The organism is Vibrio intestinalis, assembly GCF_025195085.2.
Classification (GTDB): domain Bacteria; phylum Pseudomonadota; class Gammaproteobacteria; order Enterobacterales; family Vibrionaceae; genus Vibrio; species Vibrio intestinalis.
The window spans coordinates 390,541-408,462 of the sequence record NZ_JANAVY020000002.1 but is presented as its reverse complement, the minus strand read 5'-3'; the positions used below and the strand labels follow the sequence as shown (position 1 = coordinate 408,462).

Annotated in this window: 17 protein-coding genes; 11 read left to right on the top strand and 6 right to left on the bottom strand. The window is 45.4% G+C overall.

Annotated features, from left to right (window positions below):
• On the top strand, nucleotides 1-1,671 hold the full coding sequence (gene glnS / locus MU515_RS06385) for a glutamine--tRNA ligase (RefSeq protein ID WP_260259600.1): 1,671 nt from the start codon (nucleotides 1-3) through the stop codon (nucleotides 1,669-1,671).
• Between the two features lie 121 nt (nucleotides 1,672-1,792).
• On the opposite strand, the gene fcrX is transcribed toward glnS, so the two are convergent.
• Nucleotides 1,793-2,248: a ferric iron uptake transcriptional regulator FcrX gene (fcrX, locus tag MU515_RS06380; RefSeq protein ID WP_260259599.1), complete on the bottom strand. Its 456-nt coding sequence runs from the start codon at nucleotides 2,246-2,248 to the stop codon at nucleotides 1,793-1,795.
• A 198-nt stretch (nucleotides 2,249-2,446) separates the two neighbouring features.
• On the opposite strand from fcrX, the gene MU515_RS06375 reads away from it, so the two are divergent.
• Nucleotides 2,447-2,935 carry a DUF4442 domain-containing protein gene (locus tag MU515_RS06375; protein ID WP_260259598.1) on the top strand — a complete coding sequence of 163 codons (489 nt, stop codon included), beginning with the start codon at nucleotides 2,447-2,449 and terminating at the stop codon, nucleotides 2,933-2,935.
• A gap of 74 nt (nucleotides 2,936-3,009) precedes the next feature.
• On the opposite strand, the gene fldA is transcribed toward MU515_RS06375, so the two are convergent.
• The 3 genes from fldA to MU515_RS06360 all read right to left on the bottom strand — a co-directional run bounded on the left by fldA (nucleotide 3,010) and on the right by MU515_RS06360 (nucleotide 4,708).
• Nucleotides 3,010-3,543, bottom strand: coding sequence for a flavodoxin FldA (gene fldA, locus MU515_RS06370; protein WP_260259597.1), 534 nt, complete (start codon nucleotides 3,541-3,543; stop codon nucleotides 3,010-3,012).
• Between the two features lie 49 nt (nucleotides 3,544-3,592).
• The gene (locus MU515_RS06365; protein ID WP_260259596.1) at nucleotides 3,593-3,814 is read right to left on the bottom strand and encodes a DUF2788 domain-containing protein; all 222 of its coding nucleotides are present in this window, start codon (nucleotides 3,812-3,814) and stop codon (nucleotides 3,593-3,595) included.
• A 129-nt stretch (nucleotides 3,815-3,943) separates the two neighbouring features.
• Nucleotides 3,944-4,708, bottom strand: coding sequence for an alpha/beta fold hydrolase (locus MU515_RS06360; RefSeq protein ID WP_260259595.1), 765 nt, complete (start codon nucleotides 4,706-4,708; stop codon nucleotides 3,944-3,946).
• Between the two features lie 93 nt (nucleotides 4,709-4,801).
• Between MU515_RS06360 and seqA the strand changes: the two genes are divergently transcribed.
• Nucleotides 4,802-5,341: a replication initiation negative regulator SeqA gene (gene seqA / locus MU515_RS06355; protein WP_260259594.1), complete on the top strand. Its 540-nt coding sequence runs from the start codon at nucleotides 4,802-4,804 to the stop codon at nucleotides 5,339-5,341.
• Between the two features lie 119 nt (nucleotides 5,342-5,460).
• Nucleotides 5,461-7,107 (top strand): phosphoglucomutase (alpha-D-glucose-1,6-bisphosphate-dependent), encoded by a 1,647-nt coding sequence (pgm, locus tag MU515_RS06350; RefSeq protein WP_260259593.1) that lies wholly within the window; start codon nucleotides 5,461-5,463, stop codon nucleotides 7,105-7,107.
• A gap of 59 nt (nucleotides 7,108-7,166) precedes the next feature.
• Here the strand turns inward: pgm and MU515_RS06345 are convergent, their stop codons facing one another.
• On the bottom strand, nucleotides 7,167-7,925 hold the full coding sequence (locus MU515_RS06345) for a DUF1853 family protein (protein WP_260259592.1): 759 nt from the start codon (nucleotides 7,923-7,925) through the stop codon (nucleotides 7,167-7,169).
• A gap of 80 nt (nucleotides 7,926-8,005) precedes the next feature.
• Here MU515_RS06345 and MU515_RS06340 point away from each other — a divergent pair, with 80 nt between their 5' ends.
• Nucleotides 8,006-8,764, top strand: a complete 759-nt coding sequence (locus MU515_RS06340; RefSeq protein ID WP_260259591.1) for a Nif3-like dinuclear metal center hexameric protein — start codon at nucleotides 8,006-8,008, stop codon at nucleotides 8,762-8,764.
• A 73-nt stretch (nucleotides 8,765-8,837) separates the two neighbouring features.
• Here MU515_RS06340 and MU515_RS06335 read toward each other — a convergent pair whose 3' ends face one another.
• Nucleotides 8,838-10,127 (bottom strand): citrate synthase, encoded by a 1,290-nt coding sequence (locus MU515_RS06335; RefSeq protein WP_260259590.1) that lies wholly within the window; start codon nucleotides 10,125-10,127, stop codon nucleotides 8,838-8,840.
• Nucleotides 10,128-10,521: 394 nt separating this feature from the next.
• Here MU515_RS06335 and sdhC point away from each other — a divergent pair, with 394 nt between their 5' ends.
• From sdhC to odhB, 6 genes are all read left to right on the top strand, one after another.
• The gene (gene sdhC / locus MU515_RS06330) at nucleotides 10,522-10,914 is read left to right on the top strand and encodes a succinate dehydrogenase cytochrome b556 subunit (protein WP_260259589.1); all 393 of its coding nucleotides are present in this window, start codon (nucleotides 10,522-10,524) and stop codon (nucleotides 10,912-10,914) included.
• Nucleotides 10,908-11,252 carry a succinate dehydrogenase, hydrophobic membrane anchor protein gene (gene sdhD, locus MU515_RS06325; protein WP_260259588.1) on the top strand — a complete coding sequence of 115 codons (345 nt, stop codon included), beginning with the start codon at nucleotides 10,908-10,910 and terminating at the stop codon, nucleotides 11,250-11,252. The genes sdhC and sdhD overlap by 7 nt, the downstream gene beginning before the upstream one ends.
• Nucleotides 11,253-13,019, top strand: coding sequence for a succinate dehydrogenase flavoprotein subunit (gene sdhA, locus MU515_RS06320; protein WP_260259587.1), 1,767 nt, complete (start codon nucleotides 11,253-11,255; stop codon nucleotides 13,017-13,019).
• Nucleotides 13,020-13,034: 15 nt separating this feature from the next.
• Complete coding sequence (locus MU515_RS06315; protein WP_260259613.1) at nucleotides 13,035-13,745, top strand: succinate dehydrogenase iron-sulfur subunit; 711 nt, start codon at nucleotides 13,035-13,037, stop codon at nucleotides 13,743-13,745.
• Between the two features lie 98 nt (nucleotides 13,746-13,843).
• Nucleotides 13,844-16,684: a 2-oxoglutarate dehydrogenase E1 component gene (gene sucA, locus MU515_RS06310; protein WP_260259586.1), complete on the top strand. Its 2,841-nt coding sequence runs from the start codon at nucleotides 13,844-13,846 to the stop codon at nucleotides 16,682-16,684.
• A 27-nt stretch (nucleotides 16,685-16,711) separates the two neighbouring features.
• Nucleotides 16,712-17,917, top strand: a complete 1,206-nt coding sequence (gene odhB, locus MU515_RS06305; protein WP_260259585.1) for a 2-oxoglutarate dehydrogenase complex dihydrolipoyllysine-residue succinyltransferase — start codon at nucleotides 16,712-16,714, stop codon at nucleotides 17,915-17,917.
• The last annotated feature ends 5 nt before the right edge of the window (nucleotides 17,918-17,922 follow it).

Sequence of the window (17,922 nt, the reverse complement as noted above, 5' to 3'; positions counted from 1 at the left end):
ATGAGTGAAGCTGAGGCTCGTCCATCGAACTTTATTCGCCAAATCATTGATAAAGATTTAGCGGATGGTACACACACAAGCGTGCATACTCGTTTCCCGCCAGAGCCTAACGGTTATCTGCATATCGGTCACGCTAAGTCAATTTGCTTAAACTTTGGTATTGCTCAGGACTATCAAGGTAAGTGTAATCTTCGTTTTGATGACACTAACCCAGAAAAAGAAGACGTAGAATACGTTGAGTCAATTAAGAATGATGTGAGCTGGTTAGGCTTCGAGTGGGATGGTGACGTATGTTACTCATCAAACTACTTCGACAAGCTGTACGAGTACGCAGTGGAATTAATTAACAAAGGCTTAGCGTACGTTGAAGAGCTAAGTCCTGAGCAGATCCGCGAGTACCGTGGCACACTTACCCAACCAGGTAAGCCAAGCCCATATCGCGATCGTACACCGGAAGAAAACCTAGCGCTATTTGAAAAAATGCGTGACGGTGGCTTCGAAGAAGGTAAAGCGTGTCTACGTGCGAAGATTGACCTTGCGTCATCTTTCATCGTGTTACGCGATCCTGTTCTTTACCGTGTACGTTTTGCTGAGCATCACCAAACAGGTGATAAGTGGTGCATTTACCCAATGTACGACTTCACACACTGTATCTCTGATGCGCTAGAGGGCATTACGCACTCTATCTGTACGCTTGAGTTCCAAGACAACCGTCGTTTATACGATTGGGTTCTAGACAACATTACGATTGATTGTCAGCCTCGTCAGTATGAGTTTAGTCGTCTAAACCTTGAGTACACGGTGATGTCTAAGCGTAAGCTAAACCAACTGGTAACTGAGAAATTGGTTGATGGTTGGGATGACCCACGTATGCCTACTATCTCTGGCCTACGTCGTCGTGGCTTTACGTCTGCGTCAATTCGTGAATTCTGTAAGCGTATCGGTGTGACGAAGCAAGACAACATGATCGAGATGGGTTCGCTAGAATCTTGTATTCGCGATGACTTGAACGAAAATGCACCACGTGCAATGGCTGTTCTAGATCCAGTTAAGATCGTAATTGAAAACTACGCTGAAGGTCAGGTTGAAACACTGTCTCTTGCAAATCATCCAAACAAACCAGAAATGGGTTCACGTGAAGTTCCATTTACTCGTGAAGTATGGATTGAGCGCGAAGACTTCCGTGAAGAAGCGAACAAGAAGTACAAACGCCTTGTACTAGGTAAAGAAGTTCGTCTACGTGGTGCTTACGTAATTAAAGCGGAACGTATCGAGAAAGATGCAGAAGGTAACATTACGACTATCTTCTGTAGTTATGATGCTGACACGCTAGGTAAGAACCCTGCTGATGGCCGTAAGGTAAAAGGTGTTATTCACTGGGTATCGGCTGATAAAGGCCTACCTGCTGAGATTCGTCTATACGATCGCCTGTTTACTGTGCCAAACCCAGCGGCAGCGGATAACTTTGCTGATACGATTAACCCTGAGTCACTCGTTGTGCTAAATGGTTTCGTTGAGCCAAGCCTAGCGCAAGCTGAAGCTGAGAAGGGCTTCCAGTTTGAACGTATGGGTTACTTCTGCGCGGATAAGAAAGACTCGTCTGCTGAAAAGCTAGTCTTCAACCGCACAGTTGGCCTACGTGATACTTGGGCTAAGATTGAAGCGAAATAGTTTCACTGTGTAGTTAATAGTTAAAACAAAAATGCCAGTCGTTTGACTGGCATTTTTTTATGCTGAACTTTGGAAAGTACAGATAAAGAAAAAGCGCCATAATAGGGCGCTTTTATCTTATTTATTTTTCTTTGTTTTCTTTGTGAGCGTCAGGGTCGTCTTTACATGTACCGTCGCCACATTTACCGTAAAGGTATAGGCTGTGATTAGTTAGCGTCACATTGTACTTCTCTGCGATTTGGCGCTGACGCTCTTCAATCACAGAGTCTGAAAATTCGATAACTTCGCCACAATCTAGACAAACTAGGTGATCGTGGTGGTGTTGAGTTGAAAGCTCAAATACTGATTTTCCGCCTTCGAAATGGTGGCGAGTCACAATGCCTGCGTCATCAAATTGGTTTAATACTCGATACACAGTAGCTAAACCGATCTCTTCCCCGAGGTCGATCAGTTTTTTATACAGCTCTTCAGCACTGATGTGTTGGCATTCAGGGTGCTGTAGTACTTCTAAAATTTTTAGTCTTGGTAGTGTTACTTTAAGACCAGCATCCTTTAGCGCTTGGTTATTGTCTGACATATACTTTCCCGTTGATGATCTGCAGCATTTAAACAGAATTCAATATTCATACCATTATAGGGCAGGTGGACTAAACAATAAACCACGAAGTTCAAGGGGTTAATCATTTTTTTATAAACATGTGTACTGTCACGGACTTTTCTGGTATGACCAGTTACAATTCATTAACGTAATGAGTCTTTTTTGCAAAGGAAATGCATGAGTTCTTTATTTTCAAAGATTTACAAACCACGTATTGTGAGGTTTGCGTTAAATAGTTGGCCACCATTTTGGGGCGCTGGAATAAAAATTGTTTCGATTAGTGCAGATTTTCGCCAAGTAAAAATGAAACTTAAATTGCGTTGGTGGAACAAAAACGCCAATAGAACTCAGTACGGAGGTAGTATTTTTTCTGTGACTGATCCGGTTTATTCCTTGATGCTGATGGGGATTTTAGGCGAGCAATATTACGTTTGGGATAAAGAAGCCAGTATTAACTTCATAAAGCCGGGGACAGGGGATTTATTTGCTGATTTTGAGTTGAGTAGCGCTCAGCTAGATGAGATATATCAACAAACCGCCAATGGCGATAAAAGCTTTCCGGAGTTTGTGATACACGTGAAAGATGGCCAAGGGCAAGTAGTAGCCGAAGTTCAGCGTAAGCTTTACGTGCGAAAAAAACCACAACATAGAACCGACGCTGAGTAGGCAAAATATCAAACGGTAGGCAAATAGCAGGTATAAAAAAACCTCCACATGGGAGGTTTTTCTTCAATAAGAGATTAGTCTTCTAGCTCAGCTAGGCACATCTCTTCGTGAATCTGTTTACACCAGTTGCTCACGCGCTCGTCAGTCAGTTCTGGTTGACGGTCTTCATCAATACATAGGCCAACAAATTGGCTGTCGTCGCCTTCTACTAGCGCTTTCGATGCTTCGAATTCGTAGCCTTCTGTTGGCGTGTAGCCAAGGATAGTACCGCCTTTCGCTTCAACGATATCACGCACTGTGCCCATCGCATCACAGAAGTACTCAGCGTAGTCCTCTTGGTCACCACAACCAAAGATAGCAACTAGCTTAGTTGAGAAGTCGATTTGCTCTAGTTCAGGGAAGAAGTCATCCCAGTCACATTGAGCTTCACCGTAGTACCAAGTAGGGATACCTAGAAGCAGAAGATCAAAGTTATCAATGTCTTCTTTGCTGCTCTTTGCAATGTCTTGTACGTGAACCAGTTGTTTACCTAGTTCTTTTTGAATCATCTTTGCAACAGCTTCAGTGTTACCTGTGTCACTACCAAAGAAGATACCTACACTTGCCATAGATTCGTTACCTTTAAATATTGTCTACCTAACAGCATCTTTGCGTGGGTTAGCCTAGGCCTCCCCCTTCCCAGCTTAACTGAATTATCCCTTTCGCGATGAATCCAGCACACCCTAGGAAAAGAACCAACCATACTATTCTACGACCAAAAGCGGGCACATTACCTGCTTTAAGAACATCTTTTATCGCCATACCTATCAGAAAAAAGATAGCAGCGAAAAGTAAATCAAGGCCAATCGCCTCAAGCATGTTCATGTAGTCGTAAAGCATGGAATCCCTGTATGCTAATTTACTTGCGCCGAACTATACCACTGTTATCCAACAAAGTTAATGAGAGAGTCTCTCACTTTGCTTCAGAGTATAAAAATCGGCACTCCTGCAAGCCTTGCCAGACCGCGTCTAGGACAAGAACTTTCGAATGGTGCGCAGCATTTCTTCGGGTTTTTCTGCGTGCAGCCAATGTCCGGTGTTGGCGATAACATGCGCTTTTGCGTTTGAGAACTGCTGCTGAATGTCATTTTGATGTTCGGCCAACAAATAATCTGAGTTTGCCCCTTTTACGAATAAGGTTGGGGTTGCGATCTTGTTGATTGACTGCCAGCCAAGGATCTCTGAGTAATTGTCACCGAGAGATTCTACGTTAAAGCGCCAGGCGAGGTACTCGCCATTATTGTAAAGGGATTTCCCCAGAAACTGTCTTACGCCTTCAAGCTCAATATGCTGTGCTAGAAGGTTTTGCGCATCTTTTCGGCTAGTCGGTTTGGCAGAGTCAACACCACGCAAGCCAGCGAAAACATTGTCGTGTCGGCTTTGTGAATAATGAACTGGCGCCATGTCGAGCACAATGAGCTTTTCAACATTTGGCTCTATCATTTCAGCAAGCTTCATCGCAACTTTGCCACCCATTGAATGGCCGATCAGTGTACAGCGCTGAATGGCTAAATGATCCAGCAGCGCTTCTACATCTTGAGCTTGTTCAAGATAGTTATGGCTAGTGGAATGAAAGGATTGACCATGGTTGCGAAGATCAATACTCAGCACTTGATGATCTTGTTTTAGGCTTCGCGCCAACAGGCCAAGATTATCAAGATTACCGAATAATCCGTGGATCAATACTATGGTGTGACCCTCACCTTCTAGTTTGTAGTTGAGCAGTTGTGACATTTTATCTTATTCGTGACTGGTTTAACGTAGAGTCTGAGACAAGATCTCGTTATAATCGTCACAGAGTTTAAACATAGAGATTGTGAAAAGCGAATGAAAACAATTGAGGTTGATGAGGATCTATACCGTTACATCGCGAGCCAAACCCAACATATTGGCGAGAGCGCGTCAGATATTTTACGTCGTTTATTGGCGGTAGATGCGAACCTTCAAGAAACTCCACAGCAATCTAGCCCACAACCTCAAGGGGTAGTGGTCAGCAAGGATGCCGTGAAAGATGTACAAGTTGATGGCGTAAAAGAGATGCGAACTTTGCTGATTTCAGACGAGTTTGCAGGCCTTAAGAAAGCCATTGATCGTTTTATGCTTGTTTTATCTACTCTGCACCGCATTGATCCTGAGAGTTTCTCAGAAGCGACTCAAGTTAAAGGTCGTAAGCGTGTTTACTTTGCAGATAACGAGCAAACCCTATTAGAGAATGGCAATACGACTAAACCTAAAGCTATTCCTGCTTCTCCATTCTGGGTTATCACCAATAATAACACCAGTCGCAAGAGACAAATGGTTGATCAACTCATGGAGAGGATGAGCTTCCCTAGCGACTTAATCGATAAAGTGATTAACTCAATCTAACGTCAAATACCTGACCTCATAATCTGGCTTACTCCGAGTTATGAGGTTTTTTTATGCCGATATTTTTGTGGCTTGTTGCTGATGGTTATCGGTATTTTAAATTTAGAAAGGATGTCAACATGGCTATGCACCCACGAGCTGGACAAAAGGCCCAGCAACAGGATTTGCACAATATTCCTGTGTTAGTTTCCAATTACTTCTTACTGCAACCTGATCCAGCAAACCCTGCGCACAATGTGGCGTTTGGTACGTCTGGCCATCGCGGCACTGCAGATAAGTCGACCTTTAACGAAAACCATATTTTGGCTATTGCGCAAGCTATTGCTGAAGTAAGAGAAGAAAAAGGGGTTAAAGGTCCACTGTTTGTCGGTAAAGACACCCATGCACTATCTGAGCCCGCTTTTGCAAGCGTGGTTGAAGTACTTATCGCTAATGGCGTTAAAGTGATTGTGCAAGAGGAGAGTGGTTATACACCAACACCTGGTGTTTCTCACGCTATCCTGACTTACAACCTCAAGCATGAAGATAAAGCTGATGGTATCGTTATCACTCCATCGCACAACCCTCCGCAAGATGGTGGTATTAAATACAATCCTACCCATGGTGGCCCAGCAGAAGATGCACTGACGAAAGCGATTGAAAATCGTGCCAACGTGCTGATCGCAGAGGGTCTACAAGGTGTTAAGCGTCTTCCTTTAGCCGAAGCAAAAGCATCAGAGTTGTTTGTAGAGCTTGATTTGGTTAAGCCATATATTGATGACTTAGTGAACGTTATTGATATGGAAGCGATTCAAAAATCGAACCTTAAGATTGGCGTTGATCCATTAGGTGGTAGTGGTATCGATTACTGGCGTCAAATTGCTAAGGCTTACAACCTAAACCTTACGCTAGTGAGCGAAGCAATTGATCCTAGCTTCCAGTTCATGTCTCTAGATAAAGATGGCGTGGTTCGTATGGACTGTTCATCGCCTTACGCGATGGCGGGGCTTCTTGCTCTGAAAGACGATTACGACCTAGCATTTGGTAATGACCCTGATTATGACCGCCATGGCATCGTAACGCCTAAAGGCCTTATGAACCCGAACCATTTCTTAGCGGTATGTATTGATTACCTATACCGCCACCGTGAAGGTTGGGGTAAAGATGTAGCCGTTGGTAAAACGTTAGTATCTAGTGCATTGATTGACCGCGTAGTCGCTGATCTTGGCCGTGAGCTATGTGAAGTCCCTGTAGGCTTTAAGTGGTTTGTGGATGGTCTCTACTCAGGTAAGTTTGGTTTCGGCGGTGAAGAGAGCGCAGGGGCATCTTTCCTACGTAAAGATGGTACGCCTTGGTCGACTGATAAAGATGGCATCATTCTTTGTCTACTTGCGGCTGAAATTACCGCAGTGACGGGTAAGAACCCTCAGCAATACTATGAAGAGCTTGCGGCGAAACATGGTGAGTCAAAGTACAACCGTATTCAAGCGGTTGCGAATGGCCCACAAAAAGATGTGTTGAAGAAGCTTTCTCCTGAGATGGTATCAGCCGATACATTAGCAGGTGACGCGATTACTGCTCGTCTAACACACGCTCCAGGTAATGGTGCTGCGATTGGTGGCCTAAAAGTGACTACGGAAAATGGCTGGTTTGCAGCGCGTCCGTCTGGCACTGAAGATATCTACAAAATCTACTGTGAAAGCTTTAAAGGCGAAGAACACTTGAAATTGATTGAGAAAGAAGCTCAAGAGATTGTGAATCAAGTCTTCGCTGACGCAGGTTTCTAACAATATCTAAATTGATATACAAAGGGCTGATGTGAAAACATCAGCCCTTTTTTATTGGTTTAGCTTTTATTGTTTGGCCAGCTGTCTGGTACAACAAACCAAAATTGCCCATCTTCGGTTTGAGCGTGGATAAATCGTTCACTGCTTGGTTCGATAGGCTGTGAGAAATCATCTGTGCCAATCGCCCATTGTGGCTTACTTAAAGGGAACAGTGATTGACCAATCTTGACAGCCTGATGGTAGTAACACCAATTGCCGTTAATTTGAGACGGGTTTAATGGGTAACCCAGACATTGGTCGGGAATCTGCTCGTTGGAAAATGGATTGGTGTATAACCTTCCTTGCATCAGCAAGTGTTGGCTGGTGACCGCTAGGCTCGGATAGGCGTGTTGAAATGCCTCACTAGAAGACATGTTTAATTGATGGTTGAGCATTCTATCCAGTTTTTTATCTAACTGGTCGTGAGCGTTAGGGCCATACCAAATGCCGTCTTTGAGTAGATAAAACTTTATCGCCACTTCCCAGTGTTCTAGCTGGTGGCAGGTTAGGTTATCGACTATCAAATCGATGGCACCTAGCGTTCTGCCATTCTCAGACAGCTGCACTTCTTCTAACTTAATTTCGTAGTTAGCATCACGCTTGAATACCTCACTACATAGGTGTTGATAGAGAAAGCCTAGCCGTGAGTTTCCTTGATATTTTGCATCACGAGAGATGGCTTTGGTATCAAAGCTGGAAAAGTCACTAAATGGTGCTTCGGAGGCGATGAGGTTAGGGGCGGAGCGTACCCAGTGATCAAATTTTTGCAGATTATCCATTGGCTATCGAACTCGTTCGTTTCACTTTGATGATTGAAATTGGTATAACAGCGCTAATCGTCAGCATACTGGAAAGTCAGATGAACAATCTACAACTGGAAAAGATTTTAAACGACAAGTTATCTCCGCAATTGATTAAAGACTACAGCCCTAACGGCTTACAAGTGGAAGGCCAATCTGAAGTTAAAAAAATCGTAACTGGGGTGACCGCATCACAAGCTCTAATTGATAAGGCTATTGAGTTAGGGGCGGACACGTTATTAGTTCATCATGGCTATTTTTGGAAAGGCGAACCTGAGCCCATTCGCGGCATGAAAGGCAAGCGCATCCGCAGTCTAATTAAACATGATATTAATCTTATCGGTTACCACTTACCGTTGGATATTCACCCAGAGCTTGGCAACAACGCAGAGCTCGCGCGTTTACTTGATATTGAAGTTGAGGGTGGCTTAGAAGGTCACGCGCAGTCTGTTGCTATGTATGGGCGCTTAAAACAGCCTGTAACAGGCGCAGAGTTAGCGAAAAGAATTGATACCGTGCTGAGTCGCGCACCACTTCATATTGCGCCAGAGAATGCAGACAAGCTGATTGAAACCATTGGTTGGTGTACAGGCGGCGGTCAAGATTATATAGAGCTCGCGGCGCAAAATAGTTTGGATGCTTTCATTTCAGGTGAAATTTCTGAGCGCACAACATACAGTGCGAGAGAACAAGATATTCATTATTTTGCGGCAGGGCACCATGCTACTGAACGTTACGGTATTAAAGCACTAGGCGAGTGGTTAACTGAGCAGCACGGGTTAGATGTCACCTTTATTGATATCGACAATCCAGTATAGGCTGCGCGTAGCAGAGACAAAAAAGGTTGACCATTGGTCAACCTTTTTTCATTGCGGTTTAAGCCATCAAACCTTATTCACGTTCGTGAATAGGCTTAAATGTACGCTGCTGCTCACCTGTGTATAGCTGGCGAGGGCGACCGATACGGTTTGCAGGATCACTGTGCATTTCGTTCCAGTGTGCAATCCAACCGATGGTGCGTGACATCGCGAAGATAACCGTGAACATAGAAACTGGAATACCAATCGCTTTAAGGATGATACCTGAGTAGAAGTCCACGTTCGGGTACAGTTTCTTCTCTACAAAGTACTCATCAGACAGTGCGATGCGTTCTAGCTCCATAGCAACATCTAGCAGTGGATCTTTGATGTTCAGTTCAGACAACACTTCATGACACGCTTCGCGCATAACCGTTGCGCGTGGGTCATAGTTTTTGTAAACACGGTGACCAAAGCCCATTAGACGGAAAGGGTCATCTTTGTCTTTCGCTTTAGCAACGTATTCTTCAATCTTATCAACGCTACCGATCTCTTCTAGCATGCGCAGACAAGCTTCGTTCGCGCCGCCGTGTGCAGGGCCCCACAGAGATGCGATACCCGCAGCAATACAGGCAAATGGGTTAGCACCCGATGAACCTGCCAAACGCACTGTCGACGTTGATGCGTTTTGCTCGTGGTCAGCGTGAAGGGTAAAGATTTTATCCATCGCACGCGCTACAACCGGGTTCACTTCGTACTCTTCGCAAGGATTTGCGAACATCATGTGTAGGAAGTTTTCTGCGTAGTTAAGGTCGTTGCGAGGGTAGATGAAAGGCTGGCCAATAGAGTACTTGTAACACATGGCAGCCAACGTCGGCATTTTTGATAGCAGACGATAAGCAGCGATCTCTCGGTGAGAGTCGTTGTTGATATCTAGTGAATCGTGGTAGAAGGCCGCAAGAGCGCCAACGACACCACACATAACAGCCATAGGGTGAGCATCACGACGGAAGCCGTGGAAGAAGCTAGCGATTTGCTCATGCACCATGGTATGGCGAGTTACTGTTGTTTTAAATTGCTCGTACTGCTCACGAGTTGGGGCTTCACCGTAAAGAAGGATATAGCAGACTTCCAAATAGTCAGCATTGTTTGCTAACTGATCGATAGGAAAACCGCGGTGGAGAAGTACACCTTTCGCTCCATCGATGTAGGTGATTTGGGATTCACAAGATGCAGTGGCAAGAAAACCTGGGTCAAAAGTGAAAAATCCGTTTGCTCCCAGTTTACGAACGTCAATTACTTGCGGGCCAATAGTTCCGTCCATAATTGGCAGTTCGATAGGCGCTTTACCTTCAATATGAAGGGTAGCATTCTTATCCGCCATAACAATCTCCTTTGTTTATTATTTAATCCATCCAGGATGTTTGTGTGCCATTTTTGTACGTCTGTTCGTTAATAAAGTCAATTTTTCTCCTCTGATGTGTGCACTTGTTATTATTTTTTATGCCTATAAAGTTAAAAATCTGTTCTGTGTAGCAAAAATTGTTACACTAATTGTATTAGAATGTTGCCAATCGTATAGTGGCGATGTGAAATTTGGGAGAAACCTAATAAATTCAAGGCTTGAAAGAAATAATAGCTGGTCTTTTAAGTGTTGTTGTTAACATTTATTTTACAATTAAGCGCTCCGGTTTGAGTGTTTTTTGTTAAGTAAATGTTTTGTTTTATGGGGTTGCGACTAAATTTCGTTAATAACTATAAATGCTCTAGTGAGCTGAGTGAGCAAGCCCGTGAAAGAAAGAAAGTCAAGACCTGTTAATTTAGATTTGCAGACCATACGCTTTCCGATCACCGCTATCGCATCCATCTTACATCGTGTTTCGGGTGTGATTACTTTTGTGTCGATCGGCATATTGTTGTGGTTACTGTCTCTATCCCTATCGTCCCCTGTTGGTTTTATGAAAGCTGTCGATATCGTTGACGGCTGGTTCATTACCTTCATCTTGTGGGGCATCCTTACTGCTCTAGCCTATCATATTGTAGGTGGTGTTCGTCACCTTCTCATGGATATGGGTTATTTCGAAGAGCTAGACACAGGCGCAATGAGCGCTAAAGTCTCGTTCGGAGCAACCGCCGTATTATCTGTTTTAGCGGGGGTACTAGTATGGTAAAAAATATTTCATCATTCGGTCGTAATGGTGTTCACGATTTCCTACTGATTCGTGCATCAGCCATCATTATGACTCTATACACGATCTATCTAGTGAGCTTTTGTGCGTTCACAGATATTTCTTACGCCTCTTGGACCCAGTTTTTCGATGGAACTTTTACCAAAGCGTTCACTATGTTGACGCTGACTTGCGTGTTGATACACGCATGGATTGGTTTATGGCAGGTTCTGACTGATTACATTAAGCACTCAATGCTTCGTGGTGCACTGCAAGTCGGTATCGTAGCTCTACTGTTGGGCTACTTCTTCTCTGGTCTGTTTATTTTGTGGGGTGCGTAAGTGTCTATTCCAGTTCGTGAATTCGATGCCGTAGTAATCGGCGCAGGTGGTGCAGGCATGCGTGCTGCACTGCAAATTTCAGAGCAAGGACTTACTTGTGCCTTGCTGTCTAAAGTATTTCCAACTCGTTCTCATACTGTGTCTGCTCAAGGGGGCATTACCGTTGCATTAGGTAACTCCCATGAAGATGATTGGCAGTGGCACATGTACGATACCGTAAAAGGTTCTGACTACATTGGTGACCAAAACGCCATTGAGTACATGTGTAAGAACGGTCCAGAATCTGTGATTGAGCTAGAGAAGATGGGCTTACCATTTTCTCGATTCGATAATGGTACGATTTATCAGCGCCCATTTGGTGGCCAATCGAAACAGTTTGGTGGTGAGCAGGCAGCTCGTACTGCCGCAGCAGCTGACCGTACTGGTCACGCATTGTTGCATACGCTCTACCAACAAAACGTTAAGCACAAAACGACGATTTTCTCAGAATGGTACGCGCTAGATATGGTGAAAAACCAAGATGGCGCGATCATGGGTTGTACTGCGATTTGTATGGAATCAGGTGAAATCTGTTACTTCAAATCCAAAGCGACCATTCTTGCTACTGGCGGCGCAGGCCGTATCTACGCTTCTACCACTAACGCACACATTAACACCGGTGATGGTGTTGGTATGGCGCTACGTGCGGGCGTACCAATGCAAGATATGGAAATGTGGCAGTTCCACCCGACAGGTATCGCTGGCGCAGGTGTGCTAGTAACAGAAGGCTGTCGTGGTGAAGGTGGTTATCTACTCAATAAAGATGGCGAACGCTTCATGGAACGTTACGCACCGAATGCGAAAGACTTAGCCGGTCGTGATGTCGTTGCCCGCTCTATGATGATTGAAATTCGTGAAGGCCGTGGCTGTGATGGTCCATGGGGTCCACATATTAAGCTTAAGATGGATCACTTGGGCAAAGATGTTCTTGAATCTCGTCTACCGGGTATCTGTGAACTGTCACGTACCTTTGCACACGTTGATCCAGTTAAAGAGCCGATTCCGGTTATTCCAACCTGTCACTACATGATGGGCGGCGTACCGACACAAGTGTCTGGTCAAGCCATTAAGCAATTGGCTGACGGCAGTGAGGCTGAAGTGCAAGGCCTATACGCTTGTGGTGAGATTGCTTCTGTATCTGTGCATGGTGCAAACCGTCTAGGCGGTAACTCACTGCTTGATTTAGTGGTATTTGGCCGCGCAACGGGTCTGCATCTTGGTGAGACCTTGGCTGCTCAAGCGGAGGCTCGCCCTGCAACAGAATCTGACATTGAAGAGTCACTCGCGCGCACGATGCGCTGGGAAAACAGCACCAGCGGTGAAGACCCAGCGGTTATCCGTAAAGACCTGCAAACTTGTATGCAAAACAGCTTCTCGGTATTCCGCGAAGGTGACGCAATGGCAACCGGTCTAGAAGAGCTTAAAGTGATTCGCGAACGCTTAAAAGAAGCGCATCTTTCTGACAAGTCTACTGAGTTCAACACTCAGCGTATTGAGTGTTTAGAGCTAGATAACTTAATGGAAACGGCATACTCAACTGCGGTTGCAGCAAACTACCGTACTGAGAGTCGCGGCGCTCACGCTCGATTTGACTATCCGGATCGTGATGACGAGCAGTGGCTATGTCACTCTATCTACAATCCTGAAACAGAACAGATGAGTAAGCGTGATGTGAACATGACTCCTGTGCATCGTGACGCTTTCCCACCGAAAGTTCGCACATACTAAGAGGAGGACAAGATGATGAAACTGAACTTCTCTTTGTATCGCTACAATCCGGATATCGATGACAAACCTTATATGAAGGACTACATTCTTGAGGTAGATGAAGGCTCTGACATGATGGTGTTAGACGCGCTGATTCTGCTTAAAGAGCAAGATCCAACGATTGCGTTTCGTCGTTCTTGCCGAGAAGGGGTATGTGGCTCAGATGGTTTGAACATGAATGGTAAGAATGGCTTGGCGTGTATTACGCCACTGTCTGCTTTGCAAGGTAAGCAGATCGTCATTCGCCCACTGCCTGGGTTACCTGTGATTCGCGATCTTATCGTTGACATGACACAGTTCTACGATAACTATGCGAAAGTAAAACCATTCTTGATTTCAGACGGTGCGCTGCCACCGTCTCGCGAGAATTTACAAGCGCCAGATGAGCGTGCTCATCTAGATGGATTGTACGAATGTATTATGTGTGCGTGTTGTACAACATCGTGTCCATCATTCTGGTGGAACCCAGATAAATTTATTGGCCCTGCGGGTTTGTTAGCGGCGTATCGATGGCTAATTGATAGCCGTGATACCGCGACAGATGAACGATTATCAGATCTTGATGACGCATTTAGCGTTTTTCGTTGCCACGGCATCATGAATTGTGTAAGTGTTTGTCCTAAAGGGTTAAATCCGACAAAAGCGATTGGTCACATTAAGAGTATGTTGGTCAACCGTTCGGTTTAAAAGAGACATAAAATTGCCGATGTTCAGGTGAGCATCGGCTCTTATAAGTGCGGCATAGACCGCAATAAAAACGTGAAAACTACTGGTTAAGGGAAAATATGCACAACGGCGTGATGAAGGCATGGCTCGAGTCTTCACACTTGGCTGGCGCCAATGCAACATACGTAGAGGACCTCTACGAACTGTATCTAAGTGATCCCGACCTGGTAAGTGAGGAGTGGATTCGTGTTTTTGAAGGTTTGCCCAAGCCTTCACAAGAGGTGATTGAACAGCCTCACTCACGCGTCCGTGATTACTTCCGTCGACTCGCCCAAGAAACTAAGCATTATAGCGTTCAAGTCAGTGACCCAGATGTCGATGCTAAACAAGTAAAAGTTCTTCAGTTAATCAATGCGTACCGATTCCGCGGTCACGAAGCAGCAGAACTTGATCCCCTCGGTCTATGGAACCGCCCTCCGGTGGCTGAATTAGATCCCGCATTCCACAATCTCACTGAAGATGACTTCGAAGAAACGTTCAATGTCGGTTCGTTTGCTATTGGTCAGGAGACCATGCAACTGAAAGACATCTACGCTGCATTGAAGAAAACTTACTGTGGTTCGATTGGTGCAGAATACATGCACATGACAGATACAGAGCAAAAACGTTGGATTCAGCAGCGTTTAGAGTCTGTAGTTGGTCAGCCATCGTTTACCGCTGAAGAAAAGCGTGAGTTTCTTGAAGAGTTAACTGCCGCAGAAGGTCTAGAGCGTTACTTGGGTGCAAAATTCCCAGGTGCAAAACGTTTCTCGCTAGAAGGTGGTGATGCGCTTATCCCAATGACCAAAGAACTGATTCGCCATGCAGGTAAAAACGGCATGCGTGAAGTTGTGATTGGCATGGCGCACCGTGGTCGACTAAACATGTTAGTTAACGTGTTGGGTAAGAAACCACAAGATTTGTTTGACGAGTTTGCTGGTAAGCATGATGAAACATGGGGTACTGGTGACGTTAAATACCACCAAGGTTTCTCGGCAGACTTTGCAACACCGGGCGGTGATGTTCACTTAGCGTTGGCATTTAACCCATCTCACCTTGAGATTGTTAACCCAGTGGTTATTGGTTCAGTGCGTGCTCGTCAAGACCGTTTAGGCGACAAGCAAGGCGACACTGTTCTTCCTATTACGATTCATGGTGACTCTGCAATTGCGGGTCAAGGTGTTGTGGCTGAAACATTTAACATGTCTCAGGCACGTGGTTTCCAAGTAGGCGGTACGGTTCGTATTGTAGTGAACAACCAAGTTGGCTTTACTACCTCAAACCCTCGCGACACTCGCTCGACCATGTACTGTACCGATATCGCGAAGATGGTACAGGCTCCGATTTTCCACGTTAACTCAGACGATCCAGAAGCAGTCGCATTCGTTACTCGTATTGCTTTGGATTACCGTAATGAGTTTAAGCGTGATGTTGTGATTGATTTGGTATGTTATCGCCGCCATGGTCACAACGAAGCTGATGAGCCAAATGCAACTCAGCCTCTGATGTATCAGAAAATCAAAAAACACCCAACGCCTCGTAAGCTTTATGCAGACGTATTAATTGAGCGTGGCGACTACGATATCGAAGTTGCAACTCAATTGGTGAATGAATACCGTGATGCACTTGATCGTGGTGAAGTGGTAGTGAAAGAGTGGCGCCCAATGGCTCTACACTCAGTCGATTGGTCACCATACATTGGCCATGATTGGGATGTGGCTTGGGACAGTACCGTAGACCGTGAGCGTTTGGCTGAACTTGGCAACCGCTTATGCCAGTACCCTGATAGCCACAAACTACAAAGCCGTGTAAATAAACTCTACAACGACCGTATCTCGATGATGAATGGCGAGAAGGATGTTGACTGGGGTATGGCAGAAACCTTGGCCTACGCGACGCTGGTGGATGACGGTAAACGTATTCGTATTTCTGGTCAGGATTCTGGCCGTGGTACTTTCTTCCATCGTCACTCTGTACTGCATAACCAATCGGACGCGAGTACCTATATCCCGCTAGCAAATATTCATGACAAACAAGGGCCATTCCAAGTGTTTGACTCAGTGTTGTCTGAAGAAGCGGTGTTGGCGTTTGAATATGGCTACGCAACCGCAGAGCCAAGCGGCTTGACCATTTGGGAAGCGCAATTTGGTGATTTTGCCAATGGTGCCCAGGTGGTGATTGACCAATTCATCTCATCAGGTGAGCAAAAATGGAACCGACTATGTGGCTTAACCATGCTGCTTCCACACGGTTATGAAGGTCAAGGGCCGGAGCACTCATCAGCTCGTCTAGAGCGTTACCTGCAGCTTTGTGCTGAACAAAACATGCAAGTTGTTGTGCCATCGACCCCTGCACAGGTTTACCACATGATTCGTCGTCAGGTGGTTCGCCCAATGCGTCGTCCACTGATTGTGATGTCTCCTAAGTCACTGCTGCGTCATCCATTGTGTACTTCTAAGTTGGAAGACTTAACTGATGGCAACTTCCAAGCTGCAATTGGTGAAGTGGATGATCTCGACGCAAGCCAAGTGAAACGCGTAGTGTTCTGTGCTGGTAAGGTTTATTACGACCTACTTGAAACACGCAGAAACAACGAGCAAACCGACGTAGCGATTGTTCGTATTGAGCAGCTTTACCCGTTCCCTCTAGAAGAGGTGAAAGCCGCTATTGCTCCGTTTACTAACGTTGAAGACTTCGTATGGTGTCAAGAAGAACCTCAGAACCAAGGCGCTTGGTACTGTAGCCAACACAACTTCCGAGCTGGAATTCCAGCCGGCGCTGATTTGAAGTATGCAGGACGCCCAGCCTCAGCTTCGCCAGCCGTTGGTTACATGTCGGTTCACTTGAAACAACAAAAAGCGTTGATTGAAGACGCATTGACCATTAGTTCTGATGTAGCAGACGCTAATACCTCGAATTAAGAACTAGAAGCATAAGGAAGATAGAAAATGACAATTGAAATTCTGGTTCCAGACTTACCTGAATCAGTCGCTGACGCAACTGTTGCCACTTGGCACAAACAACCGGGTGAAGCGGTTGAGCGTGATGAGGTGTTGGTAGACATCGAAACAGATAAAGTTGTGCTAGAAGTGCCGGCTCCTGAAGCGGGCGTACTTGAAGCCATCATCGAACAAGAAGGTGCAACAGTACTTTCAAAACAATTGATTGCTAAGTTAAAGCCAGGTGCGGTTGCGGGTGAACCAACAACTGACAGCACTGAAGAAACTGAAGCATCACCAGACAAACGTCACAAAGCCTCTTTAACTGAAGAGAGCAATGACGCGCTAAGCCCTGCTGTTCGTCGTTTGATGGCTGAGCATGGCCTTGAAGCGAGCCAAGTGAAAGGTTCTGGTGTTGGCGGTCGTATTACCCGTGAAGACGTTGACGCTCACCTTGCTAACGCGAAGCAAGAGCCAAAAGCAGCTGAGCCAGCAGTTGAAGCGCCAGCAACAGCTCGCAGCGAAAAACGTGTACCAATGACGCGCCTGCGTAAGACGGTAGCGAACCGCCTGCTTGAAGCGAAAAACAGCACGGCAATGTTGACTACGTTTAACGAAGTGAACATGAAGCCAATCATGGATCTGCGTAAACAATACAAAGATCAGTTCGAAGAGCGTCATGATACTCGTCTAGGTTTCATGTCTTTCTACGTGAAAGCGGTCACTGAAGCACTAAAACGTTACCCAGAAGTGAATGCGTCAATTGATGGCGACGATATTGTTTATCACAACTATTTCGACATCAGCATGGCGGTTTCGACTCCGCGTGGTCTTGTGACGCCAGTTCTAAAAGACTGTGACACATTGGGCTTTGCCGATATCGAGAAAGGCATCAAGGACCTCGCTATTAAAGGTCGTGATGGCAAGTTGACCGTTGATGAGTTAATGGGCGGTAACTTCACCATTACTAACGGTGGCGTATTTGGCTCACTGATGTCTACGCCAATCATCAACCCGCCTCAAGCTGCGATTCTTGGTATGCATAAGATTCAAGATCGTCCAATGGCGGTAGATGGCAAAGTTGAAATCTTGCCGATGATGTACCTAGCGCTGTCTTATGACCACCGTTTGATTGATGGTCGTGAGTCAGTGGGCTTCTTGGTAACGATTAAAGAGTTGCTAGAAGACCCAGCACGTCTCTTATTAGACGTTTAATATCG

What these genes read in the sequence shown, in the direction of transcription:
- glnS (WP_260259600.1), top strand. Translation starts at nt 1, where the DNA reads ATGAGTGAAGCTGAGGCTCGTCCATCGAACTTTATTCGCCAAATCATT.
- fcrX (WP_260259599.1), bottom strand. Translation starts at nt 2,248, where the DNA reads ATGTCAGACAATAACCAAGCGCTAAAGGATGCTGGTCTTAAAGTAACA.
- MU515_RS06375 (WP_260259598.1), top strand. Translation starts at nt 2,447, where the DNA reads ATGAGTTCTTTATTTTCAAAGATTTACAAACCACGTATTGTGAGGTTT.
- fldA (WP_260259597.1), bottom strand. Translation starts at nt 3,543, where the DNA reads ATGGCAAGTGTAGGTATCTTCTTTGGTAGTGACACAGGTAACACTGAA.
- MU515_RS06365 (WP_260259596.1), bottom strand. Translation starts at nt 3,814, where the DNA reads ATGCTTTACGACTACATGAACATGCTTGAGGCGATTGGCCTTGATTTA.
- MU515_RS06360 (WP_260259595.1), bottom strand. Translation starts at nt 4,708, where the DNA reads ATGTCACAACTGCTCAACTACAAACTAGAAGGTGAGGGTCACACCATA.
- seqA (WP_260259594.1), top strand. Translation starts at nt 4,802, where the DNA reads ATGAAAACAATTGAGGTTGATGAGGATCTATACCGTTACATCGCGAGC.
- pgm (WP_260259593.1), top strand. Translation starts at nt 5,461, where the DNA reads ATGGCTATGCACCCACGAGCTGGACAAAAGGCCCAGCAACAGGATTTG.
- MU515_RS06345 (WP_260259592.1), bottom strand. Translation starts at nt 7,925, where the DNA reads ATGGATAATCTGCAAAAATTTGATCACTGGGTACGCTCCGCCCCTAAC.
- MU515_RS06340 (WP_260259591.1), top strand. Translation starts at nt 8,006, where the DNA reads ATGAACAATCTACAACTGGAAAAGATTTTAAACGACAAGTTATCTCCG.
- MU515_RS06335 (WP_260259590.1), bottom strand. Translation starts at nt 10,127, where the DNA reads ATGGCGGATAAGAATGCTACCCTTCATATTGAAGGTAAAGCGCCTATC.
- sdhD (WP_260259588.1), top strand. Translation starts at nt 10,908, where the DNA reads ATGGTAAAAAATATTTCATCATTCGGTCGTAATGGTGTTCACGATTTC.
- MU515_RS06315 (WP_260259613.1), top strand. Translation starts at nt 13,035, where the DNA reads ATGAAACTGAACTTCTCTTTGTATCGCTACAATCCGGATATCGATGAC.
- sucA (WP_260259586.1), top strand. Translation starts at nt 13,844, where the DNA reads ATGCACAACGGCGTGATGAAGGCATGGCTCGAGTCTTCACACTTGGCT.
- odhB (WP_260259585.1), top strand. Translation starts at nt 16,712, where the DNA reads ATGACAATTGAAATTCTGGTTCCAGACTTACCTGAATCAGTCGCTGAC.